The following is a 23672-nucleotide window of genomic DNA, read 5'->3' as shown; positions in this document are numbered from 1 at the left end:
CCACCCGTCATCATCGAGCATCCCCCGGCAAGGATCCAATCCCACTCCTAAAGCGGGTGTCGCAGGTTCGAATCCTGCCGGGGGCACAGCATTAAGGGCCAGTTCAGAGGGTTGATCCTCTCGAACTGGCCCTTTCGCATGATCGCGTCCGTGCCACACACGTGCCACTACGTCCCGGCGTCTCCCTGCCGCTGGCGGATCATCGACCCCAGCCGATCGGCGATCGCACGGTCCCGGTCGGCAGTCATGTGCTGATAGATCAACGCGGCACGGGCGGTGCTGTGCCCCATGCGCGTCATCAGCTCACGCGTGCTCGCCCCGGCAGCAGCCAGGGTGTTTCCCGTGTGCCGCAGATCGTGGAAGTGGACATCGGCAGCGATGCCCGCATCCATGCGCGCCTTGATCCAGTCGTCCCGGAAGTTGCTGCGCCGCAGCTGTCCGCCCTGGGGGCCAAGGAAGACGTGGCCGTCACGGCCCGCCCCCGCGTAGCGCTCCAGGTGCTCAATGACGTCGGCCAGGATCTCGTCCGGGAAGGCGACGGGACGGACGCCGGCCGCCGACTTCGGAGCCTTGTCGAACAGCTTGCCGTCCTGCATCTCGGCCTGGGCGCGCTGCACCAGGACCACCCGCCCGGCGGTGTCGATGTCCCGGCGGCGCAGCGACGCCAGCTCACCGAACCGCAGTGTGGTGAAGGCCGCGAGCAGGACGAGCAGCCGGTAGCGCGGCGCCATGGCCTCGGCCACCGCGTACACCTCGGCCACGGTCAACACCGGGCGCTCGGGCACGTCGTACCGATCGGCCCCCTTGACCCGGCAGGGGTTACGACGAACGAGTTCATCGTCAACAGCCGTGTTCATGATGGCTCGAAGGACCTGATACGCCTTGACGACGGTCGGCTCCCCCACCCCGGCCGCGAGCAGCTGGCCACGCCAGGCCCGGACACGGGACGTGGTGACGTCGGCCAGAGATCCCGAACCAAACGTCGGCCTGATGTGCAGCCGGATCACTGCCTCGTTCCGTTCCCTGCTGCGGGCAGCCAGCTTTCGGTCCCGCAGCCACGCATCGGCGTACTCGGCGAACGGAACGGCCCGCTTGTCCGGGACTTCCCACTGGCCGCGCGAGATGTCCGCCTCAATGTGCGTCAGCGCGACTTCCGCGTCCGTCTTCGTCGCGTAGGTCTGCTCGGCACTGCGAAGCTGCCCGGTCACAGGGTCGCGGTACCGAGCCTGCCAACGACCTGACTTGAGTTGCCGGACCGAACCAAAACGCCGACGGTTGCCCTTCCTGTTCGCCATCAGGCGACCCTCCGAAGGCCAGCCGAGCGACGAGCGACCGGCTCGAAGGTGTGGGCGTCGATGAAGGCGGTGACGGCTCTCTCGGGGATGCGGACGTGTCGGCCTACCTTCACGAAGGTGATTCGGCGTTCCTCGATGAGCCGCCGGGGGAACCGGACGGTGGTGCCGAGAAGTTCGGCGACCTGGTCAACAGTGAGCAGCCGTTCCATGGTCACCACTCCCCCGCGGTGTCGAAGGCTTCCAGTTCGGTGCGGTTCTCTCGGGCAAGTTCGCGGTTTTGCCTGATCTCGTTGGCGATGGATTGGGCGAGCCAGGATTCGCCGGGGGTGTGGCCCTGTCCGGCGTACTCCCAGTGGGCGATGACCAGGGTGGTGTCCTCTGTCTGGTCGTCGTCCTGGTCGAGGGGTCCGAGGCCGCGTTCCCGGCGTTCTTGCTGGGCCCGCCAGTCGGCGCGTGCTCCGCGCAGGGCTCCGAGGGTGGTCGAGTAGCGGGGTGTTTTGGTGGAGAAGTGGCCGCGGAAGCCGAGCATGTGGGACCAGTGGGCGAGCAGTCGTTCCGGGTAGGCGGTGTCCAGGTCCCAGCAGGCCTCGATCAGACGTCGGGTGTGGTCGGGCAGGTGGGGGTGGAGGTCGAGTTCGCGGAGTTCGCCGATGCGGCGGTCGAGGGTGCCGGTGGTCTCTGCTGCCTTGGTGGCGTATTTGGCGACGTAGGCCCCCACGGCCTGTTCGCTGACGTCGGCCTGGCCTTCAAGGGCGCCGATGGGCTGCACGTCGATCTGTGTTCCCCAGCGCAGCGTCCGGGCGGGGAATCGGCCGGCGGAAGGGACGGGAACCGTGGCGCGTGTGGCGGCGGCCCGGATCGCGTCGTCGAGGAGTTCGACGGTGGCCCAGGCCGGGGCCGGGGTGTCGGGCCCGTCCGGTCCGTCGATGCGGACGACCGCGTGGAAGTGGACCGCGCCGCGCTTTTGGAACTCGGCGACCTTCCCGAACGAGACCCGCGCCTCTTCCTTGCAGGCCGCCTGCGTCAGTCCGGCCACCGGCGACCCCACACGCCTGGCACGGCGAGGACCTTCCCAGCCAATTGGCCGACAAGGCCAAGAGCGGGGCTGAAGTGCGGATATTGCTCGGCGATCCGGACTCGGCGATGTTGCGCCAGCGAGGCGAGGAAGAAGGCATCGGCGACGACCTTGCCGCCCGCGCCCGGATCACCGGCCGTTACCTCAAACCGGTGGCCACGACGCCAGGCATCGAGGTCCGGTTGCACGACACGATCTTGTACAACTCCATCTACCGCTTCGACGACGACGTGTTGGTGAATCCGCACGTCCTCGGAGCACCCGCAGGGCAGAACCCGGTGCTGCACTTCCGCTACATCCCCGGCGCCCGCACTTTCCGCCACTACATGCGGAGCTTCGACTACGCATGGGAGCGAGGTCGCCCCGCCTAGGGAGGCCGGACGACGGACGTGCGACGCTGGAGACATGGCCCGCGTCGACTACATCAACGATCCGAACGCTCCGAAGGCGAACAGCATCGTCCCTTCGGTGACGGTCGTGGCCCTGAACGAGGCCGGGGAAGTCCTACTGATCCACAAGACCGACAACGATCTGTGGGCCTTGCCGGGCGGCGGGGTCGACGTCGGCGAGTCGGTTGCCGATGCCGCGGTACGCGAGACGAAGGAAGAGACGGGGTTCGACGTAGAGGTGACCGGACTGGTCGGCCTCTACACCAACCCCGCGCACGTTATGGCGTATGACGACGGCGAGGTACGACAACAGTTCTCGATCTGCTTCACGGCCCGCATCGTCGGCGGCGAGCTACGGACAAGCAGCGAGAGCAAAGAAGTCGCCTTCGTCGCCCCCGACAGGTTGGACGGGCTGAACATCCATCCGTCCATGCAGATGCGGATCGAGCACGGCCAAGCGCGCCGATCCGAGCCTTACATCGGCTAACGCAAGAGGTTGCCAGCCAGGTACCTGCGTAGGAGACGGATCGCGAGTTCATGCCCGTATTCCTCAGCGATCGACATGGGCGTATTCCCTTGGGGATCGACCAATTGAGGATCTGCGCCGTAGGCCAAGAGCACTGCCGTGGTGTGCACGGTGAGAGGCTCCCCCTGCTGCTGGGCTCCATCCCCCTCGATGTCGATGGCATGGGTAAGCAGCGTCAAACTGCCGTCGACCTCGTTAGGGTCTGCCCCGGCGTCGAGCAGCTGGGCCAAAGTCTCCACGTCCTCATGCTCGACTGCATGGTGCGCGGGGGATCGGACTTGATCAGACATGCGGAGTCCTCACGAACCAGCGGAGAGCCGCGTACGGGTCCGCTCTACAGCGGCACCCAGGTACGGCCGCGCCTTGCTGATCGCGGTGTGCACCTCGCCGCCCGGCTCGTAGCGGACCAAGATTTCATCAATCCGCCGGCCGAAGTCGAAGGGCTGGCCAGCGGGCCCCGTCGTCATGTCGGCGTAGATGAGCGCGTCCAGAAGCGGGGAGTCCTCCCGCTCGTACACGTCCAGCTCAGCGGAGAGCCCGCGTTGCTCTGCCTCGTAGACGGCGCCGGAGTGATGGGCGACCAGTCGCACGAGGCGTGACGGCGCCCCGAGGGTTTCCAGGTAACGAGCACCATCGATGGGGTGGAAGCCGGTATCCCGCAGCTCTGGGGCGTATCCGATGTCATGGAGCCACGCAGCGGCAACGAGCAGATCCCGCTCATCCGCTGGCACAGCCGCCGATGCCTGGCGAGCACGTTGCGCGACAGCTTGCGTGTGAAGCCAGCGATTCCCAAGCGGCGGCAACAGCGACTCGGCCAGCTCGGCCGCTCCCTGGGGTGTGTCCAATACGGAAGGCATGAATCGCACCGTAGCTCAGGTGGTTGGTCTGCAGACAGCTCTCATGGAGCCCCACGGGCCATGAGCGCGGTAAGAGTTTCCCTACTTCATCAAGACCCGCGCACGGCGCGGGTGCGCGCCGCCTCAGCGGCGCGGCCCGCCTCTGTCTTCGCCCCGGCTGGCCGCGCCAGGCGGCGCGCTACGTGCTGCGGGTGGGAGCGAGGAAGTCGTCCGCGGCTCAGGGACATGCCTCCGGCGGGGCGCTCAGACTCCGGGATGGGTCGGGACGCCGTTCGCGGGTACCGGCAGATTCGTGGTGAGCGTGGTGGGCTCCCATCCCGACCACCTTCGCCCCAGGCAGAGCCGAGCAGTCGCGGCCCAGGGCGTCAAGGTCGTTCGTACGGTGGCGCGCTCCACCTTGACGCCCTGAACCACGCCCGCTCCACAGTGTGTTGGCCGAAGGCGGACGGGATGGGAGCTGGGGTGAGTGGTGGGTTGAGCAGAGCGGCGAACGCTGCCGCCTCAACCACTCTCGGGCGGTCGCTCCCTCTGCCACACTGGGCCAGCCGCCGAAGGGTGGCGTTAAGGGGGTAGGCCGTGGGATTGGCTTTTGGGGCTATGGTGCTCGGCGCGCTGTTCGTAGCGATCGCGCTTGCACTGACGGGTGCCGTACTCGGCATCCATGCCCTGTTCCTCGGACGAGTCCCCGGCCGCTGGCTACAGCGGCACGTCAGGCGGCCAAGGGTGTGGGGGGCAGGCGCCCTCCTGCTTGTATGGGGCGCATTCTGGTCTCCGACTGCCGCTGTCATCGGAGCGGGACTCGTCGCCATCGGGTACGTACGTACGGACACCGGCCCGGCCTCCTGAACGGGTCCATCTGGCGATGACATCAGCGGCTGACACCAACGGGACCGATCGTCGGCGAATCCTGGCGGATTTGCCCGGCATGTAGACGCCACGGGACCCCATTGGGGCATCACCACGCACGGACGATGCGTCAGGGGTGATTGACTGGCACGCCGACTCCTTGCCGGTCTTCGGGTCGGTTGCGCCGATCACGCCACCAGCTCCATACCGTGTGCCCCACAAGAGACACGCCGACAACGCATGCGGTGACGCGGATCACGGTCCAGGTAATTCCGACAATCGCACCCTGCGAGTCCGCTTCTGTGTGCAAGCGCTGAGAGGTCTCAATGTAGGCGGTCAGCGGAATAAGGAGGCGGAAAAATAGGCCGCCAATTCCGGGAGTCCGTGCCAGATTTCCCACGAGCCCCACGGGGGCACCGAAAATGAACGCCGCTATTCCCCACACGAGAATCCGAGAGGAAAGCCCTTCGCCGGAGGCGCCCGATTCCAGCCCGGCCGGGATAGCGGGGTACATGTCCTTAAAGAGGTAGTATGCAACCACACCGATAGCCAACCCCAAAGATGACAGCAGTGCTGACTCAATTTTGGATCGGCGGAAATAGCCCACCAAGAATGCATAACAGGCCCACGGCCACCCTCCGGAAAGGACCACACTTAGGGTGACACAAACGGCGTTGTCCAACTTTCCGGCAACGGGACCCGCTAGGCCAAGTAGCAAACCCGTCCCGATAGACACAGCGATCGGTGCAACACTAGTGCGCGGAAAGCGCATGATCCCTCTTCCCCGTTCCGTGATTAAGCCAGAGGTGGAGGTGGTACTACTCGGGGACTGCGCGGGCAACGGACCAGCCCCCGAGCGGCACACCAACCGACCGCACCCTGCATGGAGTTACTGATCGGTGCGGGGATCAGAGCCTAATCGATGCTGTAGTACGTAGAGCAGGTGTAGGCGAGACCCGCAGTGAGGTGGGCGTTAGAGGTGGCGTTGGCTGGAGCGGTATCTTTCCTCGTGCCGCCAGCGATCTTCACCGTGGACGCGTGGCTCTTCGTGTAATGGTAGTAGTTCGAGTAGCAGTACTTATTGAATACCCCGGTGCTGACTTCCGTGGTGTACCAGCCGTAACACCAGTTGCCGCCACTGGCACTGACGCAGGCCTCAGACAGCGGGCTAACGGAGCCCGCCGCAGCGTCCATCTTGATCGTCACCACACCCCACTCAGAGGGGTTACCCAGCTCTGCGGGCGGCTGGGTGCCGTCCCCACGATGGTGGACGGTGACGGTAGCTCCGGGGGTGCTCGCGATCGCAGACGCGCTGAGCTGAGAACTGTCCGCGGTGGCCGGCGCCACGAGGCCGCCAACAGCCAGAGCTGCGCCAGCGATGGTGAAAGCGACGGATCTACCGGTGATCTTCATGAAACCCCTCCCAGTGATTCCCCGTGTGGGGACTGGGATCATCGAATGGCATATGCCTGGCTGTAAAGCGTGGTGAAACCGGTTGGCTGAAAGCCCGTCTGTCTGATCTGTGGGCCCTGTCTGGATATTTCTGCATCCTGGAACGTCTGATTTGTTTACATTGCGGCAATATCTCACCGTGGGTCGCTGATCCTGGCGCCGTCACCCATAGTTGTGGCCGGTGGCTGGTAAGCACTCTGACATCCTCGTGTGGGAAGAAGGAGGCGGCACGGCCGATCCTCACCGCGCTGCGAATGAGCCCGGATCCACCGGTGGAGGTCTGCCCAATGCCGGAGCTGTTCCGCTGACATCCAGCGTTGACATCAACGACTACGGACAGCCGCAGCGTTCAGCGGTCGCGAATGGTCAGAGCGTGCACGGGTGGAGCCCGACAGGCAGCGGGTGGATCGAACTCCTAAAGCGGGTGTCGCAGGTTCGAATCCTGCCGGGGGCACCAGGCAAAAGGCCCCGGACCGATCATGGTCCGGGGCCTTTTGACGGCACCATTTGACGACAGTCGCGTCTCAATGCGAGCAGGCCGACTCATCGCGCGGGCTTCATGACGTGCCCCAGTGCGACGAGGCCGCCGAGCGGTGCGATGACCAATCCTCACAGTCGTTCGTGCAGTGGCGCGCTCCACCTTGACGCCCTGAACCAGGCCCGCTCCACGGTGTGTGGGTCGACGGCGTACGGGATGGGAGCTGGGGTGAATGGTTGGTTGATGGAGCAGGCAAGCGGTGCTATGCCTGCTCCAGCTCATGAAAACCGGGTGGAGGGGGTCAGCGATGGCAGAGCGGGCGTGGGCCACGGCGGGCAAGAAGGCCAGTCCCGACCGGAAGTCGCCGGGCCGGCCGCGGCTCACGGGCGTGGCGCTGATCGTGTTGTCTCTGCTGTGGGCGGTGCTGAGCTACCTGGCGTTCACGGTGTGGGTGCCGGGCCAACAGGAGCGCTACGAGCACTACCGGGCAGCCGAGCCGTGCCCCGCGCAGGCGACCCCGCAGGAGGTGGCTGCGAAGGACTGCCTCACTACCTGGCACTTCACCGTCGCGAAGACCGAGTCCACGTTCGCAGGAAAGGCCAGGAACTACGAGGCAACTCTCAAGGACAAGGGCGACGACTCCTGGCAGAGGGTCGTGCGGTTCAGCGACTCCGGGCCGCTCTTCGACGAGCTGCATCGGGGTGACGAGGTCATCGCGACCGGCTGGCGCCGCGACATCGTTGTCCTCAGCAAGGACGGCGTCCGCCAGAACACCTCCGACGCACCTCGCGACGAGCACCAGGGGAACGCTGCCATGGGCGTCCTCGTCGCACTCCTCGCGGCCCAGTCGCTGGTATTCGGCGCGGTCCGCCTGGCCAGGCCGACCGCCTACGCGCCCTTCGTCTGGGAGCCGTACGGCAGGTGGCTGGCCTTCACCAACATCTGCGTCGGCGTGGGTGTGGGGGCCGCGTCGGGGTGGCTCGGCATCCCATGGTGGACCGTGCTCGTGACCGTGCCGGTCGTGGTGTGCGCAGTGATGGCGCGACTCCTGCGCCAGCAGCGGCGCGCGGCGGCGTCCTCGGCGAGGGTGCGGCGGCCGAGGTGGCAACAGGACTCGCGAGTGAGTTCGCGATAGTTCAGAAGTTCCCTCGTGCCACAACCGCGCCAGATCGGGCGGGAACTCACGGGGAACAGCGGCTGCCGGCGGAGGCCACAGCCAGCAGCCGCCGAAGTCCGCGTTCCGCAGGTCAGACCTCAACTCGCCCCACCTCGCTCCCAAAGCGGGTGTCGCAGGTTCGAATCCTGCCGGGGCACCAGGCAAAAGGCCCCGGACCGCACGCGGGTGTGCGGGAGACCCGGTCGGCCGGGGCACCGATGGCGCTGCTCCCGGCGCTGGGGGTCGTCGGGGTGCTGTCACCCTCGTGACGCCGCGCGTCGCATCAGGGCCGCGCGGCGTCCTCGCCGCACTGCGGCTCCGCCCGCCCGCTGGCCGGAAGAGCCCCGGGACGCGAGCGGGCGGGTGCGGTCACCCCACGCGGGCCGTGCTCACTGGACGTCCACGAAGTCCAGGCGGCTGTAGCTGTAGAAGTGACTCCATTCGTCGCCCTCGTACTTGGCCTGCCAGTCGCCGTCCTTGGCCGCCGTGAAGGTCTTCGTGAACTTGCCGTCATTGCCCGTCACGGCGACGCCGGCCCCGCGCCAGGTGGTCGTGCCCTTCGCGCGGAAGTAGATGTCGATCCGCGCGCCGGCGAACGCGGACCACTGCCCGTTGTCCTCGTTCTTCGTGTTGAGCTTGCCGGTGATCGTGAGGGGGGCGCCCGCCTTGACCGGCTCGGGGTTCGCGTTGAACTCCGGGAAGGCCGTCATCTGGCGGTACACCGTGTACGACTCCGGGGCGGGGCCGGCCGGGATCTGCTTGGTGCCGGGGAACTGGAACCGCCAGACGCCCACGCCCTGGTAGGGCAGGTCCGCGGCCGTGACCGTGCGGGAACTGTCGCCCGCGATGGCGGGGCTGTCGATGGTCTTCTTGGTGACCCAGGTCGTGGTGCCCTTCGCCTTGAACTGGAGGTTCACCTTCAGGGTCGTGTAAGCCGGAAGGTCGTAGCGGTCGAAGACGCCTGCCACCGAGACCTTCTTGTACCGGCTGACAGTGACCGTGGGGAGCCTGTGGAAGCCCGCGCTCGTCGTCGGGTCGGAGCTGACGTACGCGTACGAGTTGGACAGCCATGGCGTGCCGAGGAGGGCGATCGTCTGCCGTCGGGTGCCGTCGACAGGGACCTGGGTGGTGAAGCGCCCGTCCTCCCCGGTCTTGAAGGTCCGTACGGTGTACACCGACATGGGCGTGCCGACGGGGACCGGCTTGGAGACGCCGTTGCTGTCGCGGTAGGTGGCCCGGCCGGTCAACGGGGCGTCTGTCCCGTCCGCGCCCCTCACCGTGGGCGAGTCCAGCGTGATGTCGGTCGTGGTGTAGCCGACCTCGACCTGGCGGGTCAGACCGTGCGCGGCGTTCGCGCCGGCCGGCCGGAGGACCATCCTGACGTCGTTCTGCCGCGTCGTCGTGTCGTGCTTCTCCGTGCCCGTGAAAGTGAAGGGCGTCTCGACATGACCCGCGGCGTCGGTGGTCAGTCCCGTCTTCGTCGCCGTCGTCTCCAGCACCAGCCGGCCGTTCGCCATCGGCGTCTCGGCGCCGTCGCGCGGGTCGCGCAGCGTCGCGTCCGCCTTGACGGTCACCGTCCTGTGCTCCAGGTCCGGTTTCCCGCTCACCTCGAACGTCTTGACCTGCGGGATCAGGTGGTAGTCGAAGATCGCCTCGTCCTTGTGGAGGATCGTTTCACCCTCGGTGCCGTCGTACTCGACGTCCACCGCGTACCGGCCCAGGTCCGCCAGGCGCAGCGGGGTGGTCTCGACGGCGGTCTCACCGGGGTCGTCCTGGCAGGACGGCATGCAGGGGTCCATGTCCTCCAGGAAGCCGAACTCATCGATGGTCGCCACCGGGGTGTCGGTGCCCGTCTTGCGCAGGAGCACCTTCAGGTCCTTCGGCAGCGTGCGCGTACCGAAGTCCACGTAGATCCGGGTCTCGTCGGTCCGGACCGAGGGGCCCGCCGGGTGCGGGTCGGCCGCCTGTGCCGCCGTCGGAGCCGCGAGCACGCCACCGAGTGCGCCGAGTGTGCACAGCGCCGAGAGGGTGCGTTTTCTCATGTGTTCCCCCCAGGGAATCAAGATCTGATCAGCCGCCAGACCTCTGGAAGGGCTGGAAGGTTGTAGGGACAACCAAAGCGAGTGTTGGACGGGCGTTTGCCGGGTGTTTGCCGAGGTGCGTGAGCGGTCGCGAACGGATATGCGGCAATCACTTTTCCGCCGCCGGGTTCTGGCCAGTAGCGGGGGGCGCCGCTTTGCGAGGAGGGGGTCTACCGCATCAGCAAGGTCCCCCGTTCACGCGCCACCGAACGAGCCGCTGACGGCAGCTGTTGACGGCAGCGGGGGCGCGCGCCGCCGTCCGGCTGGAAGCATCCGCACACTCGCGGCCCAGGGCGTCAAGGCCGTTCGTACAGTCGGGTGGTGACGGTGCGGGGCCCCGTTGCCTGCTCTGCAGGTCCTGCCGAGGAATCACGGCAGGGCTGTGGACGACAGCCGCTCGGTACGCCAGGTGCGGATGCGTGGTGCAGTGATCTCATCGAGGTCCAGGCCCTGCGGCACCGCGTCCCAGCTCGAGCGGCATCATGGAGGGCATGGGCATTGAACTGGAGCTGCACTCGGCGCGGCCGGCACGTAACTCGCGCAAGTCCCGCGCAACGTTCCTGCAGAGCTCTTACGGACACGGCGATGCATTGGCCGATGCGCTCGACTCACTCCAACGCCTCGGCATCACCGGACGGCTCACCTCTGTCGATCCGTACAAAGACACGCTGATGAACGAGCAGGAGTCCGCCACCGCTCTTCGGGAGATCCCCGAGCTGAAGCAGCGGTGCAGTGATGTGCATCAGCTCGCTGCGCTGGATGACCTTGCAGCGATGCTCGGGCAGTGCGCTGACACCCCGGGCAGCTATCTGTGGTTCCAGGGAGACTGAGGCCGCGCGACAGCCGTGCCAGAACCTACGGGGAGCCACGGGGGAACAGCAGGCGTCGGCAGCGCGTGAACCCCCCGTTCGCCGGAAGGCTCCTCCGCCCCTCGTTCGGGAGAGGCCTTCGGGAGAGGCCAGCCGCAGGGTGGTACCCCGCGCTCTCATGAACCTCACCCGGCCCCAGGTTCGCATGCCCCCAGAACTCGTGAACAACTGCCTTCACGACTCGGGCTCCGGCACAGATCTTGGGGAGCGGTCGCGGAGGGTGACGATGTTGTTCGATGAAAGGGTGGTCACGAACCCCGACTGCCGGATTCAGCCGCTCACCTCGTAGCCTCCGCACATGACCGATGATTCGTTCCAGTGCCGCTGTGTGCTCTGCCATGACTACGGTGACCGAGACGAGGCCGACCGCGCGGATCTGACGATCATCGAGAATGTGCAGCAGCACGGATGGCACGTCCAGATGGTTCCCGAAGACGAGATCGGTCCTGGATTCGCCTACACGATCGGCCTCGCGCACACTCACGGCGGGCCTGAACTCTCCATGTTCGGACTCGATGTCCACGCCATGCACCGCATGCTCAACAGGCTCGGAGCGAAGTCCGCCGCGGGTGCTGTTTTGGCTGAAGGCCAGAGGCATCCTGAGGTTGTCGACGGTCACCAAGTCGCGCTCAGGCAGGTCGATCTCCGCTGGTACCGAACCTTCTTCGGGCGGGCCATGGGGTTCTACCGGCGGCCTCCGTTGCCTGTGCTGCAAGTTGCGTGGCCCGACATGGACGGCCGTTTCCACTGGAAAGATCAGGCTGAGGAGAGACATCGGGAGTCGCAGCCTCAGTTGTGGCTGCCGCCGAAGGAGCACCCTGTCGGGGTCTGGACGACGGAACTCTGAGCCCTGACGTGCCGACCAGTGACAGACCAACGCTGTTGCGCAAGCTGCCGAAGCGAGATCATTTTTCGGAGTGATTTCAATCCGGCTCGGCCGCAGAGCTGCCGCTTCATCTTCTTGACGCGGATCACGGCGCCTTCGACACTGCCCGAGCTCCAGTCGAGAGTGAGGTAGAACGGCCCGGCCCCGTGCAGGGCGCGTCCCGTGCACCACCGCTCTCAGGCACTGTCGCTCGGTGGGGCGACCCTGGCGACCTTCGACACGCCCCGGCGCACCGGCCACCAGCTCCCCAGGACGAACAGCAGCAGGACCGGGACGGTGGCCCAGGCCATCAGCTTGAGGCTCGCCTCCCGTCCCCGTCGTCAGGCTCCATCAGCACTATCGGGCAGCCGCCGAGCGCGAGAGCCAAGCCCGCCACGAGCCCGGCGATGGACTCCCAGGGCTGGGTGGCCCCCTTCGGCGTGGTCGATACCGCAGCCAACACCAGTACGACAGGAGTTCCAGCCCGGAGGCCGGCGCCGCCACGGCGAACGCCCCGGGCAGCCGTCGGCCTCTGACGGCGCACCAACTCGACGAGGAGACCGGCGACATCCGCGGTGACTATTCACCGACGGAGACCATCGCGACCTGAACGGACGGGGCAAAAGTTGGGGTGCAGTCCCCACAGATCCCGCCCAAGGAAGGCGCGAGGTCAACTGACCGAAGTATTCAGGGGCTACGTTCCTGTTCCCCTGGTCGCTGCGTCGGGACGGCTCGGCAAAGTCACGGACGACGAACTCATGGGTGGGGCGGCGTAAACACGTCCCGCGCATCGAGCAGATCCCTGAAGAACGCCTTGGGACGTAGCGCCAGGGCCTGAACCCGTTCCGATTCGCTGATCGGGACAACGTTCACCACCCGAACGGCTTCGGTGCTGGTCTGTATGGAGTCGGTTTGCTCGTCGGTCCAAGGGCCCGCCAGGAAGGCGCGGCGGCACCCCGGGTAGGTCGGCACGTCGTCAGGAAAGGTGACGACCTCTCCCCAGCCAAGAGCCCGCCCAAGCGTCCACGGATACGCCGCCAGGTTTGCCAGGCACATTGCGATGAGGCCTTCGTCCTGCGGCTCCACGTGCCCACGACGGAACAGACGAAGTTCCGCCCGGCCGCCTGTTCGGCCGTCACGGGAGGGCATGGATTCGACCGACATCCCGACCGTGGTGAAGACGGTGACGCCCGACGAATCCGCCGCCCTGTGGACCATGACGTCGATCCGGTCGAGAGGGCCGGGGCCGTTTTCGAAGGTGATGCCGGCGTCCTCCTCCCCCAGCTCTTCCTGTAGCCGGTGGAAAACATCACGAACGATGACGGGTGCGGGCATGCGCGGGACTCTACACAGTGTCACCGTGCGCCATGCCCGCGCCCCATGGATCCTGGGGCTCTGGAATGGCTGCTCGCATACCGGCGCGCTCCGGACGAAAGTCTGTTGAGCACGATGCGAAGGCGCGTAGGCGTCGCAGGAGACGCAATGGTGAGCAGCAGCGGCGCCGAGTGGTCTGAGGTAGCCGCAATGGCAGCGGATCGACCAGAGTAAAGACGGTCCGGTCGATGCCTAAAGTTCCGCCCGGCCGACCGAGCGAAGGATCCATGCGCTCGCGCATATGCCACAGGTGGCAGTGGACGGTCTTGCGAACATGTGCCCGGCCTTCTGTTCCCCCGCCGCGACACGGGCGGGAGTTCAGCTGCCCCGGCGGGCACAGGTCATCGGCGCCGCCCGCACACTGCTGCGTCCGGTACGCCCGCGGCAGCTCGCCGACACCCGCGCAGTTGGTCCGAGGCCTTCAGGCGGTGGGGCAGCCGTTGACGACCGCTTTGCCACGTGCCTTACGCGTGGTGGGTCAGGCCGGGGTATCGGCGCCCTGCGCGGAGGCCGCGAACGCCTCGGGGCCCTGCTCCGCCGCTGCCGGGTCCATCCACATGACTTGCCAGCCGTGGCCGTCGAGGTCGTAGAAGCTGCGTGAGTACATGAAGCCATGGTCCTCGGCGCCATCCACCTCGCAGCCGCCCGCCGCGACTGCAGCGGCGCTGACCGAATCGACCTCATCGCGGGACGACACGCTGAAGCAGTACAGGGCCAGCGTGTGCGTGGTGGGATCGGCCATCGGCAGTTTCGCGAACTCCGCGAACTTCTCGCGGCTGAGCAGCATGACGAAGGCATGCTCGCCGACCAGCATGCAGGCGGCGGTCTCGTCGGTGAACATCGGGTTGAAGCCGAACCCGAGCTTGGCGAAGAACGCCTTGCTGAGCTCGAGGTCCGCCACGGGGATGTTCACGAACAGCGTGCGGCCCGGGTGTGCGGGATTCGTCATGGTGGGTCTCCAGTCGGTGAGTCGATGGCGTACGTACTGGTAGACCGGCCCGGCCGGCGGAACTCATCGGTGCGCCTTCGCCGACTACCCGGACGACGGACGCCGTCACATGGATGTCTGCGCCCACCGCGTCGAGTTGCCAACGAGACAAGGCGATCAGTCACCGGCGCGGCTGGGTGTCCCACCGCGTGACAACGCCGACGAGCACAGGCGGACGACTGCGAACATGATGTCCGGCAGGCGCCCTGACCAGCAGCTGGGCCCATGTGGCGGATGCCCGTGGACACCCCGGACGGCGATCGGACAACTTGTGAGGCGAAGCTCGCCGGCATCCCAGGGGCGGCCGGCGCCACGGTGGCCGGGGCCATGGCCGGGGCCGGGGCCGAGCAGCTTCGGCTGGAGGTCGTGACGGCAGCGGTCGACGGCAACGTCAGCGCGCAACACCGGATCCGAGAGTGCAGGGCGGCATCCCGTTCCGACGCCGGAGGCGTGTGGCCGTGATCCCGTGTCCGGTCGGTCGAACCCCTTAAGCGGGTGTCGCAGGTTCGAATCCTGTCGGGGGCACAAGCGAAAAGACCCCCAGCCGATCACAGCCGGAGGTCTTCGACATCCGCGCGGCTGGGAGGGGCAGGGCGCGACGGTGGCGGTCCTCGGTCTCGTCGTCGTAGAGGGCGCCGCCACCGGGCCTGATGCCGGACGTACCCGGTTTCGGATGCGCCGGCCGAGGCTGCCGGCCGATTCCGCCGCGAGGCGGCGCACTCGGACGAATCAGTCGGGTTGCGCAAACGTACGGCCTGCCTCGTACAACCCTTCAACCACTTGGGTCGTCTACGGCATCGCCCCACACTGCTCCAAGGAGAAGACCGTCATGTCTCTGCCCTTCCGCACCGTTGTCGCCGCCGCGACCGTAACCGCGCTGGCTGGTGGCCTGTTCACCGCTGTGACCGCGGCACCGGCGTCCGCCGCCCCCGCCAGATACGCCGACGACTTCAATGGCGACGGACACCGGGACATCGCGATCGGCGCGCCGTACAAGTCCATCAACGGCGCCTCTGCTGCGGGTGGTGTGGTCGTGTCTCTCGGATCGGCCACCGGACTGACCACGCAGAAGATCGGGCTCAACCAGAGTTCCGCAGGGGTGCCGGGCACACCGGAAGAGGGCGACCGCTTCGGTATGTCGATCGCCAGCGGAGACCTGGACTCGGACGGATACGCGGACCTGGTTGTGGGCGCCGACGGTGAGGACGTGGGCGCGTACGAGGGCCAGGGCAGCGTGACCATCCTCTGGGGCGGCGCCAAGCCGTTCACCAGCAGCACCACGACCACGGTGGACAACCCACACCAGTGGCAGAGTCATGGCCTGGACGTGGCGGTGGGGGACTTCACCGGTGACAGCGGCGCGGACCTCGCCGTGATCGAGCCGGACGCGGTCGTCGTATACAAGGGCGGCCACTCCCGGGAGAGCCAGACAACCCCCGCGTACACCATGGCGGTCCCGGGTGCCCAGCTCCTCAATTGGGAAGCAGCCGTGGGCGACGTCAACGGAGACGGCAAGCACGACCTGGCCGTGACCGGCAATCCCGGCACCGGACGCCCGGGCACCGACATCTACACAGGTCAGGAAGGCCGTCCGAACCGGATACAGCGCGTGGACGACGGGAGCACCGCGGTCGCCCTCGGCGACATCAACGGCGACGGCTTCGACGACATGGCCACCTCCCTCACCTGGCCCGACACCTACTACGTCGACGACCCCAGCAACGGCTCCGGTTACGTGACCGTCCGGTACGGCAGCCTGACGGGCTTCGGCGACCCGGTGACCCTGCACCAGAACAGCACCGGTGTGCCCGGCGCCGACGAGGACGGCGACGGCTGGGGATCCTCGGTGGCGATCGGCGACATCACCGGCGACGGCAAGGCCGAACTGGTGGTCGGCGCCAACGGCGAATGGCTCGGCAATCTGGAGAACGCCGGTGACGTGACAGTGTTCCGCGGCTCCGCCTCCGGTGTCTCGCAATCCGGAGTCGTGCGCATTTCCCAGGACACCGCCGGCGTTCCGGGCGTCGCGGAGACCGATGACCTCTTCGGCGCCCAGGTCCGGCTCACCGACTACAACAACAACGGCAAGGCAGACCTGGCGGTGACCGCCTCCTTCGAGAACGACCGCAGCGGAGGCCTGTGGACCCTCCCGGGTACTTCGTCCGGCCTCACCGGTTCCGGTTCCAAGTCCCTCAGCTCGGCCGACTTCGGCCTCGCGAGCGGATCACGGCTCGGTGAGACGCTGCTCGACTGAGCCAGGCGGACGTCTCCGACCGGGCACGGACCGGTGGACTCCGCAAGGTCCCCCAGCGAACCAGTAGCTCCCCGACGGGCAGGGCAACGAGGGGAGAGTGGGAGAGATCTTCTCCCACCACCCTGGGTGCGCCTACGCTCCCGTTCGTCCAGGTCACAGCACCGTGGCGAGGGTGCCGCAGAGAACGCATAAGCGCTGGACCCTCCCAGGTCATGGCGGGGGAGGGTCCGGCGCTGTCCGGCTGTCACCGAGTCGTGGCGCGGGCGGTTCGATCTCACATTCCGGACTGCGGAAGAAGCCGAACCTTTCCAGTAGTGTGAAGGTTCAGCGGTCGAAGGCAAGATCGCCTGCCTGTGCGAGGACGAGGCGTACCGTCCGCACGAATACCCGACAAGGGAGGGCAATATGAAGATCGGAGAACTGGCCGCGAAGACCGGTGTCGCGCCGCGGCTGCTTCGTTACTACGAAGAGGTCGGCATCCTGACGCCGTTCCGGAGTCCCAACGGATACCGCACGTACGGCGAGCCGGCCATCGACCGTGTACTGCAGATCCGCGAACTCCTCGAAGCCGGTCTGACGACGGAGATGATCCGCGAGGTCCTGCCCTGCCTCGGGTCCGCCGAGGGCGATGCGCACGCCCGGGAGTGTCCCGACGCAAAGGACCTGGACGGTCTGCGACGTCAACTCAGCAGCATCAAACGGCGCATCGACGTGCTGCAACGCAACCAGCGCGCGATCGAGGCCTACCTGCGCCTCCGCGAGGACGCCACGGTCCCCACGCCCACGACCGCGGACGGAGTCCTGGTCCTGGTTGCGGAGTGACAGCGGCGAGACTCACGCGGCCGAGCGCTCACCTGCCGGAAGGCGCCATCGATGAGGCGCAGGGCTGACGCTGCCGGTGTGACGGAGGCGGGCTCGAGGACGTCGCGACGGGCCGATTCCCCAGTGGCGGTGCTCCGGTGCCGTCGACTGCCGTCCTGGCACCGGAGCACCGCACGCTACGGGTGCTGCTCCCAAATCAGATGCTGAATCCGCCATCGACGGTCAACCGTGCGCCTGTGATGTACGCAGCGTTCTCACCGGCGAGGAAGACGACCGCCTTGGCAACGTCCTCGGTGGTGCCCATGCGCCCCAGGGGTGTCATGGCCACCTGCGGGGCAGCATTCGGCCCGTCCGCAGGGTTCATGTCCGTGTCGGTCGCCCCGGGCTGTACGACATTGACGGTGATGCCGCGCGGGCCGAAGTCGCGCGCCCACCCGCGGCCGAGCTGGTCGATCGCTGCCTTGCTTGCCGCGTATTCGGCAACGCCAGGGACAGGAATGCGGTGGGCGACATTGCTTCCCACCAAGATGACACGCCCGCCGTCGGGCAGATAGCGCGATGCGGAATGCGTGGTGACGACGGTCCCCATCACATTGGTGGCCATCATCTGCTGGACTCCTTCGAGAAGGTCCAGGTCCAACTGGTCGACGGTTCCCATGACGGCGACTCCGGCAGAATTCACCAGCACATCGATCCGGCCGCCCAGGAACTCGGCAGCCTGTTCGACAGCGGTCGACGCCTCGTGGGGAACGGACTGATCCGCCTGCACGGCAAGCGCCTTCGCCCCCAGAGCGGCCAGGTCCGCGACAACCTCTTCCGCCTGCTCGCGCGACTTTCGGTAGGTGATGACAACGTTTGCACCCTCGCGTGCCAGTTCACGAGCGATCCCCGCACCGATACCCCGCGACCCTCCGGTCACGAGCGCAGTCCGTCCTGTCAGAGCCTTGGACATGGCAATGTCTCCTTGCGCCGTTCAGCTGGCTTTCAGCTACTGAACCGAAGCTAAAGGTTGACATTAGTGTGAACGTCAAGCCCGGATGCCGTGACGTCCGCACTCGCGCTTGCGCCCATGAGGCGCGCATCCGTCACCGCCGTCACCGAGACGGCGATACCCCCGGAGCCGGGAGCGTCACTATCGAGGGCTCGTCGGTCGTGCGTCGTCGGGTGTACGGGTGATGGCCAGCAGCGCCATGTCGTCGGTTCTCGTACCACCCGTGTGCCTGTGCACGTCGGCGAGCAGGTCGTCGACGAGGGCGTCCGGGCCGGGATGGCGATGTCCCGTGAACCTGCCGACCGGGTCGTAGAAGGTGCCCGTCTCGTCCCGGGCCTCGGTCAGCCCGTCGGTGTACAGCAGCAGACTGGCTCCTTCGGGGAACGTCACCGTGTCGACGCACTCGGGGCCGGCACCGAGGGCAGCCAGGCCCAGAGGCAGATCCGGCCGACCGGGCTCGACGTACTGCACTGTGTCTCCCAGGAACAGCAGAGGCGCCGGGTGCCCGCGGTTGACCAACCGGAATTCGTTTCCTCGCTGCGGGAATTCCACGAACACGCCTGTGATGAACCCTTCGCTCTCGAACAGGCTCCCTGCCTGCCGAGCATCGAGGGTGACGGCCCGCTCCAGCCGTTGCACGAGGCCGGCCAGGCTGGGCTCCTGCAGGGCCGCCTCTCGAAAAGTCCCGACGCAGACCGCGACCGCCCTGACTGCTTCCATCCCCTTGCCACGCACATCACCGATCACGCAGCGCACACCGAACGGAGTGTCGACCACCGCGTAGAGGTCCCCGCCGATCTGCGCATCCGTCTGAGCGGCCTCGTAGTGTGCGGCGAAGCGCAGCGGGCCGATTCTCTCCGGCGGGTGTGGCAGAACTGCACGCTGAGCAGCGGCGGCGATATCGCGTACGGACTGCAGCTGCATCTCTCGGTTGGCCAGGAGGCGATTCAGGAAGGCCGCGATCACGGTCACTGTCGCAACCATGGCCAGCTCGCTGAACTCGACCGGACTCCGGCGGTAGCCGAAGATCCGGAACATGGCCCAGTCGAGGAGGAACGCACTCACGCCGGTGATGATGGTGCCGCGCAGGGACAGCAGGGGGGCGGCCGTCAGGATCGCGGCCGCGTAGAGGGCCGCAGCGCTGACGGTGCGCGGTGTGGCGAGGTCCATCGACACGGCGAAGAGAAGCAGGACGGCGGGCAGCAGGCGGCTCCGCTTTCCCGCCCACTTCCACACTCCCAGCCTTGCCACGTGTTGCTCCCGACGTCGACTGGGCTCCTGGCCAGCTCAGGCTAAGGGCTGTCGGGACAGCCCTTGGCTGTCGACCCGCACGCCCCGCTCTCTCACGTCACCCTGCTCGCCCACGCCGCACCCCACCACACGGTGGCCGTCACTCAACCGGGGTACGAGATCGAGAATGATGCACATTCTGAAGCGGGTGTCGCCGGTTCGAATCCTGTCGGGGGCACGAGCCGGATGGCCCCGGACCGAACACGGTCCGGCGTCTTCGACATCCTCGTGACCGCCGCCCGCTGCATGGTGGTCAGGACATGACCTCGTCCCGCAGGAAGCGGGCGGCCGCGGCCACCAACTCGGCGTCGGTCAGCCCGTTCCTCCTTCAGGGCGTGCTTCGACGGTGCGTCGGGTCTCGCGGACCAACCGGTACGACTCCCTGCCCATCCGGATCCGGTCGTCGTCGTCCACGTGGCAGCCGAGGCGTGCCGGAAGGCCGCGCAGATACGCGACGGCGGGGCCGGTGAATCGCACCCTGCCGTTGCCGAGGTGGGTGATGCCTTCGGGCTCGGCGAGCGCGGCAAGCCAGGTGGCATGGGCCCGGCTCACCTCGGCGGTGTACGTGGCGTCGGAGCCTGCCCGCTGTTCCAGGGCGAACAGGACGTCCCCGTAGCGGGCGTGATCGAGGACGGCGCGCACGGCCTCCTCGACACTCGACAGGCCGGCGTCCACCTGGTCGTTGGCGAAGACACGGCCGGGGCGGGCTCGGGCGTACGCGAACCAGGTCCCCGTACGGGACGGGATGACGTACCCGACCGGATAGCCACCGGGGAGCCCGTCGTCCACGCATACGTACACGATCTCCGCGGCATCGCTCCGCTCACGTGTGAGGAAGAGCCTCCGCTGTTTCAGCAATCTCGTGAGAGACCCGTCGATGACGGTCACGTCCGTGTTCCTTCCTCGGGGGGCGGCGGCCGTTCCCCCCGCCAACGGCCGCCGCCCGGCACAGCGCGCCCTCCGGTGCTTCCCGCGGTCGAACACCGTGGTTTCGACGGGCACTTGCAAACCATGGCGGCACACGCTGCAATGCCAATGAAATTCTGATGATGCGCGGAGCGGGGCGGAGGCTTCGGGTGGGCGCGGGTTCTTGTCGACGGCTCCGGCTTGCCGTGCTCGGGCCGGTGCGGGCCTGGCGTGGCGGGGTCCAGCTGCCCCTGGGGCCCGTCCGGCGACAAGCCGTGCTGGCCGCGCTGGCGCTGCGTCCGGGCTTCCTGGTGAGCCACGAACAGTTGCTCGACGGGGTCTGGGGGGCCGAGCCACCGAGAACCGGCCGCAAGGTACTGCCCAGCTACATCTACGGGTTGCGGCAGACCCTCGACGCGGAGGGCACCGGGCCGGCGGATTCGATGATCCGCGGGGAAGGGGGCGGTTACCGCCTCGTCGTCGACGACGTCCAGCTCGATGCGGCGGACCTGGCCGAGCACATCGAGGGCGCTCGGCGCGCGAAGGCGTCCGGGGATCCGGCCACCGCGGTGGACCGGTTGTCGGCCGCACTCGACCTGTTCGACGGCGAGCCGCTGGCCGGGCTGCCCGGACCGTTCGCCGACGTCGAACGGCAGCGACTGCTGGAGCGCCTCCTCGGGGTTCGGGTGGAACGGCTCGAGTGCCTGGTTCTGCTCGGCCGGTTCGCCGATGCCCTGGACGGTCTCGGCGCCCTGTCGGCGTCCGGTCCGTACGACGAGTCGCTCGCGGCGTTGCGCATGCGCGCCCTGTACGGCAACGGACGCCAGGCGGAGGCCCTCGCCGTCCATCAGGACATGTGCGAGCGACTGCGCGACGAGCTCGGGGTCGATCCCGGCGATGAGCTCCGTCGGGTACATGAAGCGGTGCTGCGCCGGGACGACGAACTCCTCCTCGGCCGGGCCACGGCGCGCTCCGCCGCTCCTTCCACCCGGCCCCGGCCCGGCCGCACCGTCAACGAACTGCCGGGCGACGCCGGCCACCTGATCGGGCGGGAGGCCGAGCTGGCTCAGCTGATCGCGCCTTCCGCGCCCGGATCCGTATCGATCGTGACGGTGGACGGTACGGCCGGCGTCGGCAAGACCGCGCTCGTCGTGCGCGCGGCCCGGGAGCTCAGCGCCGATTACCCGGACGGCTGCCTGTTCGCGGACCTGCGAGCGCACAGCACGCAGCGGCGGCAATCGCCGGAGCAGGCGCTGCAGCGGCTGCTGCGATCGCTCGGCGCGGCCAAAGGCGAACTGCCGAGCGACCTCGAAGAGCTCACCGCGGTCTGGCGGGCGGCGACGAGCCCGCTTCGACTGCTCCTCGTGCTGGACGACGCCCTGGACGCCGACCAGATACGGCCGCTGCTGCCGGCAGGGGCGGGAAGCAGGGTACTGGTGGCCGGCCGACGCCGGCTGGCCGAACTCGACGCCGACCGACGGGTCACCCTGGAGCCCCTGGACAGCGGGGACGCGGTGTCCCTGCTCACGCACATCATCGGAGAGGAGCGCGCGGGCAGGGAGCCGGAGGCGACCCATCAGCTGGTCGGGCTCTGCGACGGACTGCCGCTGGCACTGCGCATCGCCGGGTCGCGGCTGCAGAACCGCAGCACCTGGACGGTGGAGTACCTGGCGGGCCGCATGGCAGGCGATGAGCACAGGCTCGGCGAACTGAGCGTCGGGGATCGCAGCGTGGAGGCGGCCTTCACCCTGTCGTACGAACATCTCGCACCCGAGCAGCAGCGCGGATTCCGTGCCCTGGGTCTGGCACCGACGGTCGAGTTCGACGTGCTGACGTCGGCGACCATGCTCCATGGGCCGTCCCACGCCACCGAGCAGATCCTGGAGAGCCTGGTCGACACGAGTCTTCTGCAGCAGCCGCGTCCGGGCCGCTATCGATTGCACGACCTGGTGCGCGTGCACGCAAGACACCTCGCGGAGGCCGCGCCCGCCGAGGCCTCCGCCGCACGCACAGCCGCGCTCCGCCTTTATCTGGACGCGGCCCGGATCGCCAGTGACTGGGGCTCCCGCAGCTTCCCCACCGGACCTCCGCCGGATGGAGCACCTTTCACGACCTGGCAGGAGGCGGCAGCCTGGCTGGACGCGGCCGGTGGAGAGCTCGCCGACGTCGTCGGACACGCCGCGGCCCTCGGCGAAGCCGACTACGCCTGCTGGATCGCCGAGGCGCTGGTCGACTACTTCGTACGGCAGGGCCGCTACCACGAGTGCCAGACAGCACTTGAGATCGCGCTCGACCACGTGGACGAGGCAACCGACGAGCGGATGGCCCCCGCACTGCGCAACTGCTTGGGCTACACCGCCGTACACCAACGCAGGTACACGCAGGCGCGCACCTGCTTCACCGAGGCGCTGGACCTCGTCCGACGACGCCCCGACCCGGGCGAAGAGGTCCGTACTCTCGCCGGGCTGGGCGCTCTCGACCTGAGTGTGGGTGACGGCGACGGGGCGATTCGCCACGTCACCGCGGCGGTGGACCTGGCCGGGCGACTGCGCAACGACTGGGTAGCCTCGACGGCACTCGTCATCCTCGGCCTCACCCACCAGTTCGGGGGACGGAACGAGGAAGCGCTGGCCTGCTTCGCCGAAGCCCGCACCCGTGCCGAGACGGACGGCAGACCGCGCATGCTCGGCAGGCCCCTGAGCTGCGCCGCCGACGTCCACCTCCGCCTCGGCCACTACGGTGAAGCCAAGAGCCTGTACCGCGAAGCGATCCGCCTGGTCGAGCAGGTCGGGGACATCTTTCTCTGCGCGCGCAGCCTGACCCGGCTGGGCACGGCGGAGCAGGGCGAGGGAAACCCGGCCGCGGCCATCGCCCTCCATCACCAGGCCCTGGTTCAGCACCAGTTGCTGAACCCGCTCACCGATCCCAGCTGCGACTGGCTGGAGATGGACATCCGTAGCCGTCTGGGCCGCGCCTACCTGGCGACCGGCCGCCTCCGCGAGGCGCGCGAGCAGTTCCGGACCGTGCTCGACGTGCACGGCGCCCGTGCACACCGCGCCGGCCGTGCACCGGCGGCTGAAGGGCCCGAGGGCCGCGAGCCCCGGTAGAGGGTCATGCCACGAACGGACGAGAACGACGGCGTCGGTTCAGCTGTTCAC

Annotated in this window: 21 protein-coding genes and 1 pseudogene; 9 read left to right on the top strand and 13 right to left on the bottom strand. The window is 67.7% G+C overall.

The window, feature by feature from the left end; all coding sequences use genetic code 11:
* Positions 1-167 precede the first annotated feature (167 nt).
* The 3 genes and pseudogenes from OG963_RS26275 to OG963_RS26265 all read right to left on the bottom strand — a co-directional run.
* Positions 168-1295: a tyrosine-type recombinase/integrase gene (locus tag OG963_RS26275; RefSeq protein WP_371799511.1), complete on the bottom strand. Its 1128-nt coding sequence runs from the start codon at positions 1293-1295 to the stop codon at positions 168-170.
* A complete protein-coding gene (locus tag OG963_RS26270) occupies positions 1295-1504 on the bottom strand; it encodes an excisionase family DNA-binding protein (RefSeq protein WP_371799510.1) in 210 nt (69 codons plus the stop codon). The genes OG963_RS26275 and OG963_RS26270 overlap by 1 nt, the downstream gene beginning before the upstream one ends.
* A gap of 2 nt (positions 1505-1506) precedes the next feature.
* A pseudogene (locus tag OG963_RS26265) lies at positions 1507-2349 on the bottom strand (replication initiator); the annotation flags it as partial.
* A 26-nt stretch (positions 2350-2375) separates the two neighbouring features.
* On the opposite strand from OG963_RS26265, the gene OG963_RS26260 reads away from it, so the two are divergent.
* Positions 2376-2741: a hypothetical protein gene (locus OG963_RS26260; protein ID WP_371799509.1), complete on the top strand. Its 366-nt coding sequence runs from the start codon at positions 2376-2378 to the stop codon at positions 2739-2741.
* Positions 2742-2775: 34 nt separating this feature from the next.
* Positions 2776-3246, top strand: coding sequence for an NUDIX domain-containing protein (locus tag OG963_RS26255; RefSeq protein WP_354391294.1), 471 nt, complete (start codon positions 2776-2778; stop codon positions 3244-3246).
* Here OG963_RS26255 and OG963_RS26250 read toward each other — a convergent pair.
* The 4 genes from OG963_RS26250 to OG963_RS26235 all read right to left on the bottom strand — a co-directional run bounded on the left by OG963_RS26250 (position 3243) and on the right by OG963_RS26235 (position 6401).
* Positions 3243-3575, bottom strand: coding sequence for an ankyrin repeat domain-containing protein (locus OG963_RS26250; protein WP_371799508.1), 333 nt, complete (start codon positions 3573-3575; stop codon positions 3243-3245). The genes OG963_RS26255 and OG963_RS26250 overlap by 4 nt on opposite strands.
* Positions 3576-3584: 9 nt before the next feature.
* Entirely contained in the window at positions 3585-4142 is a 558-nt protein-coding gene (locus OG963_RS26245) for an HD domain-containing protein (protein WP_326629541.1), read from the bottom strand.
* A gap of 976 nt (positions 4143-5118) precedes the next feature.
* The gene (locus OG963_RS26240) at positions 5119-5595 is read right to left on the bottom strand and encodes a hypothetical protein (RefSeq protein WP_371799507.1); all 477 of its coding nucleotides are present in this window, start codon (positions 5593-5595) and stop codon (positions 5119-5121) included.
* Positions 5596-5903: 308 nt separating this feature from the next.
* The gene (locus tag OG963_RS26235) at positions 5904-6401 is read right to left on the bottom strand and encodes a lactococcin 972 family bacteriocin (RefSeq protein ID WP_371799506.1); all 498 of its coding nucleotides are present in this window, start codon (positions 6399-6401) and stop codon (positions 5904-5906) included.
* 824 nt (positions 6402-7225) lie between these two features.
* On the opposite strand from OG963_RS26235, the gene OG963_RS26230 reads away from it, so the two are divergent.
* Positions 7226-8053: a hypothetical protein gene (locus OG963_RS26230; protein WP_093930413.1), complete on the top strand. Its 828-nt coding sequence runs from the start codon at positions 7226-7228 to the stop codon at positions 8051-8053.
* Between the two features lie 410 nt (positions 8054-8463).
* Here OG963_RS26230 and OG963_RS26225 read toward each other — a convergent pair whose 3' ends face one another.
* On the bottom strand, positions 8464-10116 hold the full coding sequence (locus OG963_RS26225) for a hypothetical protein (RefSeq protein ID WP_371799505.1): 1653 nt from the start codon (positions 10114-10116) through the stop codon (positions 8464-8466).
* 530 nt (positions 10117-10646) lie between these two features.
* Here OG963_RS26225 and OG963_RS26220 point away from each other — a divergent pair.
* A complete protein-coding gene (locus tag OG963_RS26220) occupies positions 10647-10985 on the top strand; it encodes a hypothetical protein (protein WP_093776365.1) in 339 nt (112 codons plus the stop codon).
* Between the two features lie 337 nt (positions 10986-11322).
* Positions 11323-11871, top strand: coding sequence for a DUF4262 domain-containing protein (locus OG963_RS26215; protein ID WP_371799504.1), 549 nt, complete (start codon positions 11323-11325; stop codon positions 11869-11871).
* Between the two features lie 774 nt (positions 11872-12645).
* On the opposite strand, the gene OG963_RS26210 is transcribed toward OG963_RS26215, so the two are convergent.
* Together OG963_RS26210 and OG963_RS26205 are read right to left on the bottom strand one after the other, a co-directional pair.
* Entirely contained in the window at positions 12646-13224 is a 579-nt protein-coding gene (locus OG963_RS26210; RefSeq protein ID WP_093776363.1) for a suppressor of fused domain protein, read from the bottom strand.
* A gap of 517 nt (positions 13225-13741) precedes the next feature.
* Positions 13742-14212, bottom strand: a complete 471-nt coding sequence (locus tag OG963_RS26205; RefSeq protein ID WP_371799503.1) for a VOC family protein — start codon at positions 14210-14212, stop codon at positions 13742-13744.
* A gap of 273 nt (positions 14213-14485) precedes the next feature.
* On the opposite strand from OG963_RS26205, the gene OG963_RS26200 reads away from it, so the two are divergent.
* The 3 genes from OG963_RS26200 (at position 14486) to OG963_RS26190 (ending at position 17327) form a co-directional block, all read left to right on the top strand.
* Positions 14486-14713 carry a hypothetical protein gene (locus OG963_RS26200; protein ID WP_319738852.1) on the top strand — a complete coding sequence of 76 codons (228 nt, stop codon included), beginning with the start codon at positions 14486-14488 and terminating at the stop codon, positions 14711-14713.
* 367 nt (positions 14714-15080) lie between these two features.
* On the top strand, positions 15081-16505 hold the full coding sequence (locus OG963_RS26195) for an FG-GAP repeat protein (protein ID WP_371799502.1): 1425 nt from the start codon (positions 15081-15083) through the stop codon (positions 16503-16505).
* A gap of 405 nt (positions 16506-16910) precedes the next feature.
* Positions 16911-17327: a MerR family transcriptional regulator gene (locus OG963_RS26190; protein ID WP_093776359.1), complete on the top strand. Its 417-nt coding sequence runs from the start codon at positions 16911-16913 to the stop codon at positions 17325-17327.
* A gap of 196 nt (positions 17328-17523) precedes the next feature.
* Here OG963_RS26190 and OG963_RS26185 read toward each other — a convergent pair whose 3' ends face one another.
* The 3 genes from OG963_RS26185 to OG963_RS26175 form a co-directional block, all read right to left on the bottom strand.
* On the bottom strand, positions 17524-18279 hold the full coding sequence (locus tag OG963_RS26185) for an SDR family NAD(P)-dependent oxidoreductase (protein ID WP_093776358.1): 756 nt from the start codon (positions 18277-18279) through the stop codon (positions 17524-17526).
* A 180-nt stretch (positions 18280-18459) separates the two neighbouring features.
* Positions 18460-19569 (bottom strand): PP2C family protein-serine/threonine phosphatase, encoded by a 1110-nt coding sequence (locus tag OG963_RS26180; protein ID WP_093776357.1) that lies wholly within the window; start codon positions 19567-19569, stop codon positions 18460-18462.
* A gap of 351 nt (positions 19570-19920) precedes the next feature.
* Positions 19921-20496 carry a hypothetical protein gene (locus OG963_RS26175; protein ID WP_371799501.1) on the bottom strand — a complete coding sequence of 192 codons (576 nt, stop codon included), beginning with the start codon at positions 20494-20496 and terminating at the stop codon, positions 19921-19923.
* A gap of 236 nt (positions 20497-20732) precedes the next feature.
* Here OG963_RS26175 and OG963_RS26170 point away from each other — a divergent pair, with 236 nt between their 5' ends.
* Positions 20733-23621, top strand: coding sequence for a BTAD domain-containing putative transcriptional regulator (locus OG963_RS26170; RefSeq protein ID WP_371799500.1), 2889 nt, complete (start codon positions 20733-20735; stop codon positions 23619-23621).
* The last annotated feature ends 51 nt before the right edge of the window (positions 23622-23672 follow it).

This window comes from Streptomyces sp. NBC_01707 (assembly GCF_041438805.1).
Classification (GTDB): domain Bacteria; phylum Actinomycetota; class Actinomycetes; order Streptomycetales; family Streptomycetaceae; genus Streptomyces.
The sequence above is the reverse complement of the archived record's forward strand: the minus strand, read 5'-3'. Positions and strand labels throughout refer to the sequence as shown.